The organism is Mycobacterium sp. NGS11, assembly GCF_059813315.1.
The window spans coordinates 149,571-162,579 of sequence record NZ_JCALEJ010000004.1 but is presented as its reverse complement, the minus strand read 5'-3'; the positions used below and the strand labels follow the sequence as shown (position 1 = coordinate 162,579).

The window sequence follows — 13,009 nt, the reverse complement described above, 5'->3', positions numbered from 1 at the left end:
CGACACGCCGAGGAAAACGGGACATTTGCGTCTGCTCGCGGGTCTACGCGCCGGCCAAACCGATGTTGCGGTAGCGCCGCAACCGGGCGGCGAGCCGCTCGGCGGCCGGGAGCTCGCGCAGCGCATGCACCTCGGCGGCGATGGCCCGCGCCAATCGCCGCGCGAACTCGACCGGCTCGTCGGCGGCGTCGGGATACTCCGGCACGACGGCGTCGACGATTCCCGACTTCAGCAGATCGGCCGACCGGATGCCTTGGGCCGCAGCAAGTTCGGCGGCGTGCTCGGTGTCGCGGAACACGATCGCGCTGGCGCCCTCCGGCGGAAGCGGGGCCAGCCAGCCGTGCAACGCGGCGAGCACCCGATCGGCCGGCACCATCGCCAGCGCGGGCCCGCCGCTGCCCTGGCCCAGCAGCACCGACACCGTCGGGGTTTCCAGCGTCACCAACTCGGCCAGGCATTGCGCGATCTGCCCGGCCAGCCCGCCCTGTTCGGCTTCGGCCGACAGCGCCGGCCCCGCGGTATCGATCGCCAGCACCAGCGGCAGGCGCAACTCGGCGGCCAGCGCCATGCCGCGCCGGGCTTCGCGCAGCGAGGCGGGCCCCACCCCACCCTTTTCGAAGCCGCCCGTCAGCCGCTGCTGCCCCAGCACCACCACGGGCTGGCCGGCGAACCGGGCCAGCGCCAGCAGCGTGGTCGCCGCGTCTCCCTGGCCGGTCCCCGACAGCAGCACCCGATCGGTGGCGCCGTGCCGCAGCAACAGGCCCACCCCCGGCCGGTCGGGCCGTCGCGACGCCACCACCGAGTCCCAGGCCGCGATGTCGGGCGTCGGTTCGGCCGGTACCGGCGCGGGCAGCGGCCCGGGAGCGTCGACCATCACGGTCATCGCACGGTCCAGCGTGCGGCGCAGCTCCTCGAGCCGGACGACGCCATCGATCACGCCGTGCCGCTGCAGGTTCTCCGCGGTCTGCACGCCCTCGGGAAAGGGTTCGCCATACAGGAGCTGGTACACGCGCGGGCCGAGAAAGCCGATCAACGCGCCCGGCTCGGCAACCGTCACATGGCCCAGCGACCCCCAGGACGCGAACACCCCACCCGTGGTCGGATTGCGCAGATAGACCAGGTAGGGCAGGTGCGCTTGCCTGTGCAGCCGGACCGCCGCGGCGATCTTCACCATCTGCAGGAACGCGACCGTGCCCTCCTGCATGCGGGTGCCACCGGAGCTCGGCGAGGCCAGCAGCGGCAACCCCTCGGCCGTCGCCCGCTGCACTGCTGCGGTGATCCGCTCGGCCGCGGCGATCCCGATCGACCCGCCCAGGAAGCCGAATTCGGAGACCACCACCGCGACCCGCCGGCCGAAGACGCGTCCCTCGCCGGTGAGCACCGATTCGTCCAGGCCCGTCGCGGCCCGGGCGTCGGCGAGCTCCTGGGCGTAGGACGGGCTGACCGGCACGTCGAGGGGTTCACCGTCCCAGCGGACGAAGGAATTCTCGTCCAGCACCGCATCGCGGAGTTGAGCAGCCGTAATACGACTCACGAGACGAGGCTATATAGGGTGGCTGCCATGATCGGTGTTACCCAGGCCGAGGCCGTTATGACGATCGAGCTGCAGCGTCCCGAGCGCCGCAACGCGTTGAACTCCCAGCTGGTCGAAGAGCTGCGCGAGGCCGTGCTGAAGGCCGGCGACGGCTCCACCCGCGCAATCGTGCTGACGGGTCAGGGCACGGTGTTCTGCGCCGGCGCGGACCTGAGCGGTGACGCCTTCGCGGCCGACTACCCCGACCGGCTCGTCGAGCTGCACAGGGTGCTCGATGCCACGCTGATCCCCGTGATCGGGGCCATCAACGGCCCGGCCATCGGCGCCGGCCTGCAGCTGGCCATGCAATGCGATCTGCGGGTCGTCGCACCCGACGCGTTCTTTCAGTTCCCGACCTCGAAATACGGCCTGGCCCTGGATAACTGGAGCATCCGGCGACTATCGTCGCTCGTCGGTCACGGCCGGGCCCGGGCGATGCTGCTCACGGCCGAAAAGCTGACCGCCGACGTGGCGCTGCAGACCGGGATTGCCAACCGCATCGGGACGCTCGCCGACGCCCAGGCCTGGGCCGCCGAGATCGCCGGTCTGGCACCGCTGGCGATCCAGCACGCCAAGCGGGTGCTCAACGACGACGGTGCCATCGAAGAGCCCGGGCCGGTGCACAAGGAACTGTTCGACAAGGCCTGGGGCAGCCAAGACGTCGTCGAGGCCCAGGTCGCCCGGATCGAGAAGCGGCCGCCGAAGTTCCAGGGGGCCTGACGGCTATGCGCGGGACGCTACGGCTAGTCGCCGGTACGGCGTCGCTGGCGGCCGGTGGTTGGCTGGTGCGAGCGTTGCACGGCGCGCCGGACGCGCTCGGCGCCCACCCGGCATCGATCGCCGAGGCGGCCGCCGGGTCGCCGCACTACCGTGACGGTGTTTTCGTCAACGTCGAGCCCGCCTCCGAAATCAAGATGGACCGCGAGCAATTGCGGCTCATCGCGTGGGAGCTGATCGGCAACCGGGGCGGCAGCCGTCCGAAGGGGCCGATCCCGCTGGCCTCGCCGGGGATGCTCGACGCCGGCCCGGGCCGGTTGGCCGTCAGCTGGTTCGGCCATTCCACGGCGTTGCTGGAGATCGACGGCTACCGGGTGCTCACCGATCCGGTGTGGAGCGAACGTTGTTCGCCGTCGGACGTCGTGGGCCCGCAGCGGCTGCATCCGCCGCCGCTTCCGCTCGAGGCGCTGCCCGCCGTCGACGCGGTGGTGATCAGCCACGACCATTACGACCACCTGGACATCGACACGGTCAGGGCGCTGGCCCGCACTCAGCGGGCACCGTTCTTCGTGCCGCTCGGCATCGGGGCCCACTTGCGCCGGTGGGGGGTACCGGAGCCGCGCATCGTCGAACTCGACTGGCATCAGAGCGCCAAGGTCGACGAGCTGGAGGTGGTATGCGTACCGGCGCGGCACTTCTCGGGACGCTTTCTGGACCGCAATACGACGCTGTGGGCGTCGTGGGCGTTCGTCGGCCCCAAGCATCGCGCCTACTTCGGCGGCGACACCGGCTACACCAAGAGTTTCGAGCAGATCGGCGCCGATCACGGGCCGTTCGACCTGACTCTGCTGCCCATCGGGGCCTACAACACGGCGTGGCCCGACGTGCACATGAACCCCGAGGAGGCGGTGCGGGCGCATCTGGACGTCACCGACGGCGGACTGTTGGTGCCGATCCATTGGGGCACTTTCCGATTGGCCCCGCACCCGTGGGCCGAACCGGTTGAGCGCCTGCTCGCCGCCGCCGCGCCGGAGCGGGTGAAGGTGGCGGTGCCGCTGCCGGGTCAACGCATCGATCCCGCGGCGCCGGAGGAATCCGCCCCGTGGTGGCGGCTGTAGATCGCCCCGGCGCGCACGCGCGTAGGGTTCGCGCATGATCAAACGCGCGGCCGGGGCCGGCCTCACCGCGGCGCTGCTCGGGTTGACGGGTTGCGGCTCCGCGCAGCCGACCGCCGGGCCGCCGTCCACGTTGTCTGACGTCCCGCCCAACCAGGTTTCCGGCGTGGCGATCCCCGCCGGCCGCGTGGACGATGCCGTGGCGAAGCTGGACGGGCTGGTCGGCGACCTGATGAAAAGCACCGGCATCCCGGGGATGGCCGTAGCCGTCGTGCACGGCGGAAAGGTGTTGTACGCCAAAGGCTTTGGCCTAAAAGATGTGAGCCGAGGGCAAGGTTTGGACAACAAGGTGGACGCCGACACCGTCTTCCAGCTGGCCTCGGTGTCGAAATCGGTGGGCGCGACGGTGATCGCGCACGAGGTCAGCGACAACGTCGTCGGGTGGGACACGCCCGTCGCGTCCGAGTTGCCGTGGTTCACGCTGAATGATCCCTACGTCACCAGTCATGTGACCATCGGCGATTTGTATGCGCATCGCTCCGGGTTGCCGGACCACGCGGGTGACAAGCTGGAAGACCTGGGCTACGACCGCCGGCAAACGCTGGAGCGGCTCAAGTACCTGCCGCTGGACCCGTTTCGAATCAGCTACGCCTACACCAACTATGGGATCACCGCCGGTGCCGAGGCGGTGGCGGCCGCGGCGGGCAAGCCATGGGAGGAGCTGTCCGACGAGGCGCTCTACCGCCCGCTGGGCATGGCGTCGACGAGTTCGCGGTTCGCCGACTTCATCGCCCGGCCCAACCACGCCGTCAACCACATCAAGATCGACGACAGGTGGCAGGCCCGCTTCCAGCGCGACCCGGATCCCCAGTCGCCGGCGGGCGGCGTGAGCTCATCGGTGAACGACATGGCGCGCTGGCTATTGATGCTGCTGGGCAACGGAACCTACGACGGTCACCGGGTCGCGTCGCCGGAGGCCCTGCTGCCCGCCACCAGCCCGCAGATGGTGTCATCACCCGCCAAGACGCCGCAGGCGCGCACCGGCTTTTACGGATACGGCTTCAACTCCTCGGTCGATTCGTCGGGACGCACCGAGTACAGTCACTCCGGCGCTTTCGATTTGGGAGCGGCCACCAACTTCGTGGTGCTGCCTTCCGAGGATCTGGGCATCATCGCGCTGACGAACGCCGCGCCCTACGGCATCCCCGAAACGCTCACCGCCCAGTTCATGGATCTGGTTCAGTACGGTCAGATCCGCCAGGACTGGGCGCCCTTGTACAAGAAGGCGATCGGATGGCTGAACAACCCGCTCGGCTCGCTGGTCGGCCGGCAACCCCCGACCAACCCCGCCCCGGCCAGGCCGCTCGGTGACTACGCCGGCAGCTACGCCAACGACTACTGGGGACCGGCAGTAGTGACCCAGCACGACGGCGCGTTGCAACTGCGGATGGGTCCGACAAACCGGACGGCCACCCTCACCCACTGGGACGGCGACACCTTCACCTTCACGTTGACCGACGAAAACGCCCCACCCGGAACGGTTTCCAAGGCCGTTTTCGGCGACCATACGCTGAACTTGGAGTACTACGACTCGGACAAGCTGGGAACCTTCACGCGATGACTCACGCCTCTGGCCTCACCGACGCCGAAGTGGCCCAGCGGGTGGCCGACGGCAAGAGCAACGCAGTACGGGAACGCGCCACACGCAGCATCACCGACATCGTCCGGGCCAACGTGTTCACCCGGATCAACGCGATCCTGGGAGTGTTGCTGCTGATCGTGCTCGCGACCGGCTCGCTGATCAACGGGATGTTCGGGCTGCTGATCATCGCCAACAGCGTCGTCGGCATGGTGCAAGAGATCCGGGCCAAGCAGACGCTGGACAAGCTCGCCATCGTCGGGCAGGCGAAACCCTTGGTGCGCAGGCAATCCGGGACCAGGGCGGTGCCGCCCGGTGAAGTGGTACTCGACGACATCATCGAGCTGGGCCCCGGAGATCAGGTGGTCGTCGACGGCGAGGTCGTCGAGGAGGCGAACCTGGAAGTGGACGAGTCGCTGCTCACGGGGGAGGCCGACCCGATCGCCAAGGCCGTCGGCGACGCGGTGATGTCGGGCAGCTTCGTCGTCGCGGGCAGCGGCGCGTACCGCGCCACCAAGGTCGGCCCGGACGCCTACGCGACCAAGCTCGCCGAGGAGGCCAGCAAGTTCACCCTCGTGAAATCCGAACTGCGCAACGGCATTAACCGCATCCTGCAATTCATCACCTACCTATTGGTGCCAGCCGGACTGCTCACCATCTACACCCAGCTGTTCACCACGCGCGCGGACTGGCGGCAGGCCGTGCTGCGCACGGTCGGCGCACTGGTGCCCATGGTCCCCGAAGGGCTGGTCCTGTTGACGTCGGTCGCGTTCGCGGTCGGGGTCGTGCGGCTCGGTCAGCGCCGGTGCCTGGTGCAGGAGTTGCCCGCCATCGAGGGACTCGCGCGCGTCGACGTGGTCTGCGCGGACAAGACGGGCACCCTGACCGAGAGCGGCATGCGGGTGGCAACCGTGGACGAACTCGACCCCGCGGCGAATGGGATTGCCGATGTGCTGGCCTCGCTGGCCGCCGCCGATCCGCGACCCAACGCGAGCATGCGGGCCATCGCCGAGACCTATCACCGGCCCCCGGGCTGGACCGCCACGGCGACAGCACCTTTCAAGTCGGCCACCAAATGGAGCGGTGTTTCTTTCGACGGGCACGGGAACTGGGTGATGGGGGCTCCGGACGTGTTGCTCGAGCCGGCCTCGGCGGCGGCCGAACAGGCCGAGCGGATCGGCGCGCGGGGGCTGCGGGTCCTGCTGGTCGGCGCGGGTGACGTCGCCGTCGACCATCCCGACGCGCCGGGCCGCGTCACCCCGGTCGCGCTGGTGGTCCTCGAACAGAAGGTGCGCCCGGACGCGCGCGAGACTCTGGATTACTTTGCCGAACAAGGCGTTTCGGTCAAGGTGCTGTCCGGGGACAACGCGGTCTCGGTGGGCGCCGTCGCCGGGGAGCTCGGGCTGCGCGGCGAGGCGATGGACGCGCGCCAATTGCCCTCGGAACCTGCACATTTGGCCGATGCGCTGGACACCCACACCGCCTTCGGCAGGGTGCGGCCGGACCAGAAGCGCGCCATGGTGCACGCCCTGCAATCGCACGGGCACACCGTCGCGATGACGGGCGACGGCGTCAACGACGTGCTGGCCCTCAAGGATGCCGACATCGGTGTCGCGATGGGCGCCGGCAGCCCGGCAGCGCGCGCCGTGGCGCAGATCGTCTTGCTGGACAACAGATTCGCGACGCTGCCTTACGTCGTGGGCGAGGGCCGTCGGGTGATCGGCAACATCGAACGCGTCGCCAACCTCTTCTTGACCAAAACGGTGTACTCGGTCCTGCTGGCGTTCCTGGTGGGCGTCGAATGTCTGCTGGCCAAACCGCTGGGGGCCGACCCGCTGCTGTATCCGTTCCAGCCCATCCATGTCACCATCGCGGCCTGGTTCACCATCGGCATACCGTCGTTCATCCTGTCGCTGGCGCCCAACAACGAACGCGCCCACCCGGGCTTCGTGCGCCGGGTCCTCACGTCCGCGCTGCCCTGCGGACTGATCGTCGGCAGCGCGACGTTCGCCTCCTACCTGCTGGCGTATCACGGGCGTCACGCCAGCTTCGTCCAACAGGATCAGGCGTCCACGGCTGCCCTGATCACGCTGCTGATGACGGCGTTGTGGGTGCTGGCGGTGGTGGCCCGGCCGTATCAGTGGTGGCGGGTGGCGCTGGTGATCGCTTCTGGTCTGGCCTATGTCGTGATTTTCAGCCTGCCGTTGGCACGCAAGGAGTTCCTGCTCGACCCGTCCAACGTCGCGGTGACGTCGACGGCGGTGGGCATCGGCGTGCTGGGCGCCGCCGCGATCGAGGCCACCTGGTGGATCCGCGCCAAAGTGCTGGGCGTGCGGCCGCGGTTGTGGCGCTGAGCGCGCCGAACTCACCCGCAGCGGGCCCTCGCCGGCCAAGTACGATGCCGGGGAAAAGGGAGGGTGCATGGGATTCCTGGACAAGGCAAAGGACCTGTTGTCGCAGAACGCCGACAAGGTCGAGATGGCGATCGACAAGGCCGGCGAGTTCGTCGACGACAAGACGCAGGGCAAGTACACCGACACCATCCACCAGGTGCAGGAGCAGGCCAAGAAGGCCACCGGCGCTGCGGACCCCGGCGACCAGCAGAACTGAGCGATGGCGAAGCTCTCCGGATCCATCGATGTCCCGCTGCCACCCGAGGTGGCCTGGCAGCACGCCTCCGACCTGTCCCGGTACAAGGACTGGCTGACCATCCACCGGGTGTGGCGCAGCATCCTGCCCGACGAGATCGAAAAGGGCACGGTCGTCGAGTCGATCGTCGAGGTCAAGGGCATGTACAGCCGGATCAAATGGACGGTCGTGCGCTACAAGCCGCCCGAGGGCATGACGCTCAACGGCGACGGCGTCGGTGGGGTCAAGGTCAAGCTGATGGCCAAGATCGCACCCAAGGACGACGGGTCGGTCGTCAGCTTCGACGTGCACCTCGGCGGCCCGGCGCTGTTCGGCCCCATCGGCATGATCGTCGCCGCCGCCCTGCGCAGCGACATCAACCAATCGCTGGAGAACTTCGTCACGGTGTTCACCCGGGCCGACCCGAGCACCAACGGAGACGGTGCGGCTCATCGCTGATCGCCGGCGATGAGTTTCGGGCGCGGCGGCAGTCGATAGTGTGAAGCCCTTTCCTTCGGGCCCAGGACACCACCAGGAGGTCACCGTGCCTATCCGTGACTGCGCCCCGCTGGGCGCTCCATGCTGGATCGATCTGACCACATCCGACGTCGGCCGCGCCCAGGAGTTCTACGGCCTGGTCTTCGGCTGGACGTTCGAGTCCGCGGGACCCGAGTACCACGGCTACGTCAACGCCGCCAAGGACGGTCACCCGGTGGCCGGCATCATGGCCAATCGGCCGGAAGCCGAGTCGCCCGACCGCTGGGCCACCTACTTCCACACCGCCGAGATCGACACCACACTCGCGGCCGTGACCGGGGCCGGTGGTGCGGTGTGCATGGCGATCGAGGTGCCCGCCAAGGGCCACATGGCCGTCGCGACCGACCCCGCCGGCGCGGTCTTCGGGCTGTGGCAGCCGCTGGAACACCGCGGCTTCGAGCTCATCGGGGCGGCGGGTGCCCCGGTGTGGCACCAGCTGACCACACGCGGCTACGACGCGGCCCTCGACTTCTACCGCGAGGTTCTGGGATGGCAGACCGAGACTGTGTCCGACACCGACGAATTCCGTTACAGCACGGCACGATTCGGTGACGAGCAATTGCTCGGCGTGATGGACGGCGCCTTCTTGCCGGAGGAGATCCCGCCGAACTGGGTGATCTTCTTCGGTGCCGAGGACGTCGACAAGACCCTGCGGGTCATCGCCGACAACGGCGGCGCGGTGGTGCGCGACGCCGAGGACACCCCGTACGGACGGCTGGCCGCCGCCAGCGATCCGACGGGTGCGATCTTCAACTTGTCCTCGCTGCAGGCCTAGCGTCTCTGGACGGCAGCGTCACGCCGGCGTGGCCGTCGGCGAGTTGCGCCACGCTAGCGGGACGCTCGCTCACGGGAGCCGGCCCCGCAGTCCGTTAGTCTCGCTAGCATGACTCGCCGACTGCGTCCCGGTTGGCTGGTGGCCCTTTTCGCCGTCATGGTGTCGGCCAGCGCATGGCTGCCGTGGCTGCGGACGCGGGTGAACGGCGGGGGCTGGGCCAACGCCATCGGCGGCGCCCACGGCAACTTGGAGCTGCCGCGGGGGTTCGGCGCGGGTCAGCTGATCGTGCTGTTGGCCTCGACGCTGTTGGTGGTCGGCGCCATGATGGGTCGTGGTTTATCGGTGAGGCTCGCTTCGGTTGCCGCACTACTGATTTCGTTGCTGATCGTGGCACTGACGGTCTGGTACTACAAGCTCAATGTCAATCCGCCGGTGTCGGCCGAATACGGGCTGTACGTCGGCGCGGGCGCGGCCGTCGGTGCGGTCGGCTGCTCGCTGGTGGCCGTCATCGCCGCCTTGGCTTCCGGCCGGCCCGGTCGCTGACTTTCAGGCGGGTGGGAATTCGTGCTGTCCCGAGGCGCCGCTGCTCTCGGGCTCGTTGACACCGAATACGAAGGGCGCGAACACGATTTCGCGTCCGTCCGGGTCGCGGAAGGTGGCCGCCCCCGTCGCCGCCCAGTACGGGTGCTGCTCGACGGGCTCGACGCCGGCGTCGCGCAGGCGCGCGAGGGCGGCTTGCTGCGACTGCTGGTCGGGAAAGTACAGACACAGCTGTTCGTGGGGGTCCACCGCGACGTCGTCGCTGGCCTCGACGATTTCCATGGTGAGGTTCCAGCTGGGCAACCCGAAGATCGCGCCGTTGCTTCCGTAGCTGTCCCCGAAGGTCTCGTAGAGCGGCAGGCCGACCAGATCGCGGTAAAACTGCACGGTTTCAGCGAAATGTGCGGAGCGGCGCGCGAAACGGATGGCGCCGATCGGCGCGAGTTGCAGTGGCCAGTGTGTGTGGCGGCGCCTGCCGGTGCGCATCACAGTCCGATCGCGGCAGCGGCCGAGTCGGAGGTGTCCCAGCGCCGCAATTGCGCACCGGGCGCCCAGGTGGAGTGGGTCCCACTGGAAATGCGTTCGGGCAGTTGAAGTTTGCAGACCGGGCCGTCACCGACGCGGGACGCGTCGAAGACCAGACAGTAGGAGGCGTCGGTGTTCATGTCGGTGGTGAGGGTGACCAGGTAGCCGTCGTCCTCACCGACGGCGCCCACGCGTGGCGCCATCGCGGTCTCACTGCCGTAGACGCCCTCACCGAACGAGAACACCTCCTCGGTTCCGGCGCGCAGGTCGTGTTTGACCAGGCCGTCGAACAAGAACCAGCCTGGCCTGCCGGTGGCGGCATAGGTGTAGCGGTAGTCGCCGCCGACGCATTCGGGATTGATGGTGCCGAATTCGGTGATGGACTCCGAAAGCCGCTCTTCTCGTACTGCCCCGGTGACCAGATTGAACCGCCACCGGTGCAGCCGTGCCTGCAGGCGATCGAGGGCGAGGAAGCGAAACAGCTTCTCCCACTTCGTCCCGCCGGTATCGAGCGGGGACGGATCGCCCTCGAAGAAGCCGTCGAGCACGATCTCGTCGCCGTCCTCGTAGGCGTTGGTGAAGTGCAGCACGAAGGTGGGGTCGGCCTCGAACCAGCGAATGTCTGCGGTGCCGCCGCGGCGCGGGATCACCGCGAACCGCGACGGGATGTCGGGGTAGAAGCGCGGCAGGTGCACGTCGTGCTCGAGCAGCTGGGGATCCCAGAACAGCGGGAAATCGTTGAGGATGGCGTAGTTCTCGGTAAACGCCATGTCGTGGGGCAGACGCGGACCGGGCAGCGGGATGTCGACGTAGTGCGCCAGCTGGTTGTGTTCGTCGACCACGCCGTAATGCATGTACGGCTCTTGCTTGCTGTAGTTGAAGAACAGCAGTTCACCGGTTCTGTTGTCTACCTTGGGATGTGCGGACACACCCCACTCGACGGGGAAGCCGCCGCTCCAGGACTCCTTGCCCAGCGTGGCGGCCGAATACGGATCGATCCGGTACAGGTCGCCGCACTGGTAGAAACTGGTCAGCGCGATCCCGCGGTGGACGATGACGTCGGTGCTCGACGCGTCCTTCATCTTGGTACGTGCGCCCCACCCCTGTTCGCGCCGCGCCAGTTGCACGGGCTCGGCCAGACCCGGCCACAGCGGCTCACCGGCCTCGTTCTCGGCCAGAAACCCGTCCGTGCGGATAAAACGGTTGCGGTAGAACGCCTTTCCGTCACGGAAGCCGACCACGTGCACCATGCCGTCGCCGTCGAACGGATGATAGGTCTTCAGCGCCGGATGCAGCGGGTTCTCGGTGTTGCGCAGGTAGACGCCGTCCAGATCGCGGGGGATTTCGCCCTCGACAGCGCGGACGTCGTCGGCGTCCCACTCGGTGGTCTGGGGCCGCCACGGTCCGGTCCGGTAGGGATGCTCGTCGTCCTCAGGCAGCGTGGAAAGGAACTTGCCGACGATCTCAACATCCATTCTCACTCGCCTCCGGTGCCGCTGACGACGAAACTCACTGTGGTGGCGGTGCTGCCGCCGAAGTTCAGCGTGCCGAAAATTTGGGCGTCATCGACCTGGTATTCGCCGGCGTCGTCGCTGACCTGCTTGGCCGCGTCAAGCAGCATCCGCACGCCGGAGGCTCCGACCGGATGTCCGCCGCCGATCAGGCCGCCGCTGGGATTGATCGGCAAACGGCCGCCGATCTCGATCTCGCCGTTCTCGATTGCCTTCCACGATTCACCCGGGCCGGTCAGCCCAATGTGGTCGATCGCCAGGTACTCGCTGGGGGTGAAGCAGTCATGCACTTCGAATCCGTCGACGTCGTCGAGGGTGCGCCGGGCGCGGCGCAGCGCGTCGAGTACCGCGGCCCGCACATGGGGCAGGACGTACGGGTCGCCATCGGCGCGGTCGAGTTTTTGTCGCAGACCCAACCCGACGGTGCGATGGCCCCACCCGTCGATTCGGGCGATCGCGCGCGCATCGGGATGGTCGCGCAGATACGCGTCGTTGACGAGTACCAATCCGGCGCCGCCATCGGTCATTTGGCTGCAGTCGAATCGACGAAGCCGGCCTTCGGTGATCGGGTTGCTCGCGTCGTCGTCGGTGATCGGGTCGGGGACGATCCATTCCCGGGTTTGAGCGTTGGGGTTCCGCCGCGCGTTGGTGAAGTTCAGCTGTGCGATGGCCCGCAGGTGCGCGTCGTCCAGGCCGTACCGCCGGTCGTACTCGTCGGCCACTTGCGCGAACATGGATGGCCATAGGTAGCGGGCGTCGGCCCCCTCGTGCCCGGTCCACGCGGCCGCACCCAGATGCTGCGCGGCGGTGTCGCCGGGGACGGTCTTCTCCAACTCGATGCCCATCACCAGCGCGGCATCGTAGGCGCCCGATCGCAGGTCGGCCATCGCCGAGAGCGCCGCCACGCTGCCGGAGGCGCACGCCGCCTCGTGTCGTGAAGCCGGTGTATCCCAGAGGCCGTCGCAGACCGTAGCCGGCATCGCCCCGAGGTGGCCCTGACGCGCGAACATCTCGCCGAAGGCGTTGCCGACGTGGACCACCTCGATGTCGGCCGCATCGACCCCGGCCGCCGTCAGCGTGGCGTCGACGACCTCGGCGGTCAACGCGGCGAAGTCGCGGCCTTCTTTGGTGAGATTGCGAGCGAAATCGCTTTGATAACCACCGAGAATCCACACACCGGCCGAGTCATCCATACGCCGACGGTACTCCGGGACGGCGGGGATGTTCAGCGCTATCGGCCACCCGATGCGGGTCGGCCAAGAGCCGAGAAAAAGGGGCGGCCCCGTCGGCTCTCGGGCTGAACCGACGGGACCTAGACGGGTGCGCAGGCCGGCCGACGCACACGCCTCTGTTGCATCATTGCCACCGATGGGGGTCGACAAACATGCGGACCCTAACTCGTTCGCTTGTGCGACACCGTTGGCGCGCACCGGGCGGCCGACGATTTTC

General features: G+C 68.3%; 12 protein-coding genes. 8 read left to right on the top strand and 4 right to left on the bottom strand.

Annotation, left to right across the window (positions count from 1 at the left end):
* Window positions 1–43: 43 nt before the first annotated feature.
* Window positions 44–1,534, bottom strand: a complete 1,491-nt coding sequence (locus AC5Y4T_RS07535; protein WP_499952544.1) for a carboxyl transferase domain-containing protein — start codon at window positions 1,532–1,534, stop codon at window positions 44–46.
* A gap of 27 nt (window positions 1,535–1,561) precedes the next feature.
* On the opposite strand from AC5Y4T_RS07535, the gene AC5Y4T_RS07530 reads away from it, so the two are divergent.
* The 8 genes from AC5Y4T_RS07530 (at window position 1,562) to AC5Y4T_RS07495 (ending at window position 9,527) form a co-directional block, all read left to right on the top strand.
* Window positions 1,562–2,293, top strand: a complete 732-nt coding sequence (locus AC5Y4T_RS07530; protein ID WP_499918531.1) for an enoyl-CoA hydratase — start codon at window positions 1,562–1,564, stop codon at window positions 2,291–2,293.
* Window positions 2,294–2,298: 5 nt separating this feature from the next.
* On the top strand, window positions 2,299–3,408 hold the full coding sequence (locus AC5Y4T_RS07525) for an MBL fold metallo-hydrolase (protein WP_499918530.1): 1,110 nt from the start codon (window positions 2,299–2,301) through the stop codon (window positions 3,406–3,408).
* A gap of 34 nt (window positions 3,409–3,442) precedes the next feature.
* Window positions 3,443–5,026: a serine hydrolase gene (locus tag AC5Y4T_RS07520; RefSeq protein WP_499918529.1), complete on the top strand. Its 1,584-nt coding sequence runs from the start codon at window positions 3,443–3,445 to the stop codon at window positions 5,024–5,026.
* Entirely contained in the window at window positions 5,023–7,398 is a 2,376-nt protein-coding gene (locus AC5Y4T_RS07515; protein ID WP_499918528.1) for a cation-translocating P-type ATPase, read from the top strand. Before AC5Y4T_RS07520 ends, AC5Y4T_RS07515 begins: the two co-directional genes overlap by 4 nt.
* A gap of 67 nt (window positions 7,399–7,465) precedes the next feature.
* Window positions 7,466–7,654 (top strand): antitoxin, encoded by a 189-nt coding sequence (locus AC5Y4T_RS07510; protein ID WP_499918527.1) that lies wholly within the window; start codon window positions 7,466–7,468, stop codon window positions 7,652–7,654.
* 3 nt (window positions 7,655–7,657) lie between these two features.
* Window positions 7,658–8,131 carry a type II toxin-antitoxin system Rv0910 family toxin gene (locus AC5Y4T_RS07505; RefSeq protein ID WP_499918526.1) on the top strand — a complete coding sequence of 158 codons (474 nt, stop codon included), beginning with the start codon at window positions 7,658–7,660 and terminating at the stop codon, window positions 8,129–8,131.
* Between the two features lie 85 nt (window positions 8,132–8,216).
* Complete coding sequence (locus tag AC5Y4T_RS07500) at window positions 8,217–8,984, top strand: VOC family protein (RefSeq protein ID WP_499918525.1); 768 nt, start codon at window positions 8,217–8,219, stop codon at window positions 8,982–8,984.
* 108 nt (window positions 8,985–9,092) lie between these two features.
* On the top strand, window positions 9,093–9,527 hold the full coding sequence (locus AC5Y4T_RS07495; RefSeq protein WP_499918524.1) for a hypothetical protein: 435 nt from the start codon (window positions 9,093–9,095) through the stop codon (window positions 9,525–9,527).
* A 3-nt stretch (window positions 9,528–9,530) separates the two neighbouring features.
* On the opposite strand, the gene AC5Y4T_RS07490 is transcribed toward AC5Y4T_RS07495, so the two are convergent.
* The 3 genes from AC5Y4T_RS07490 to AC5Y4T_RS07480 are packed head-to-tail and all read right to left on the bottom strand — an operon-like array spanning window position 9,531 to window position 12,753.
* Entirely contained in the window at window positions 9,531–10,010 is a 480-nt protein-coding gene (locus tag AC5Y4T_RS07490; RefSeq protein WP_499918523.1) for a VOC family protein, read from the bottom strand.
* Window positions 10,010–11,524, bottom strand: a complete 1,515-nt coding sequence (locus AC5Y4T_RS07485) for a carotenoid oxygenase family protein (protein WP_499918522.1) — start codon at window positions 11,522–11,524, stop codon at window positions 10,010–10,012. Before AC5Y4T_RS07485 ends, AC5Y4T_RS07490 begins: the two co-directional genes overlap by 1 nt.
* A gap of 2 nt (window positions 11,525–11,526) precedes the next feature.
* Window positions 11,527–12,753, bottom strand: a complete 1,227-nt coding sequence (locus AC5Y4T_RS07480) for an acetyl-CoA acetyltransferase (RefSeq protein WP_499952543.1) — start codon at window positions 12,751–12,753, stop codon at window positions 11,527–11,529.
* Window positions 12,754–13,009 lie beyond the last annotated feature (256 nt).

Bases quoted from the DNA above. Each gene is read 5' to 3' on its own strand.
- AC5Y4T_RS07530 (WP_499918531.1), top strand. From the start codon at position 1,562: ATGATCGGTGTTACCCAGGCCGAGGCCGTTATGACGATCGAGCTGCAG.
- AC5Y4T_RS07525 (WP_499918530.1), top strand. From the start codon at position 2,299: ATGCGCGGGACGCTACGGCTAGTCGCCGGTACGGCGTCGCTGGCGGCC.
- AC5Y4T_RS07520 (WP_499918529.1), top strand. From the start codon at position 3,443: ATGATCAAACGCGCGGCCGGGGCCGGCCTCACCGCGGCGCTGCTCGGG.
- AC5Y4T_RS07515 (WP_499918528.1), top strand. From the start codon at position 5,023: ATGACTCACGCCTCTGGCCTCACCGACGCCGAAGTGGCCCAGCGGGTG.
- AC5Y4T_RS07510 (WP_499918527.1), top strand. From the start codon at position 7,466: ATGGGATTCCTGGACAAGGCAAAGGACCTGTTGTCGCAGAACGCCGAC.
- AC5Y4T_RS07505 (WP_499918526.1), top strand. From the start codon at position 7,658: ATGGCGAAGCTCTCCGGATCCATCGATGTCCCGCTGCCACCCGAGGTG.
- AC5Y4T_RS07495 (WP_499918524.1), top strand. From the start codon at position 9,093: ATGACTCGCCGACTGCGTCCCGGTTGGCTGGTGGCCCTTTTCGCCGTC.
- AC5Y4T_RS07490 (WP_499918523.1), bottom strand. From the start codon at position 10,010: ATGCGCACCGGCAGGCGCCGCCACACACACTGGCCACTGCAACTCGCG.
- AC5Y4T_RS07485 (WP_499918522.1), bottom strand. From the start codon at position 11,524: ATGGATGTTGAGATCGTCGGCAAGTTCCTTTCCACGCTGCCTGAGGAC.
- AC5Y4T_RS07480 (WP_499952543.1), bottom strand. From the start codon at position 12,753: ATGGATGACTCGGCCGGTGTGTGGATTCTCGGTGGTTATCAAAGCGAT.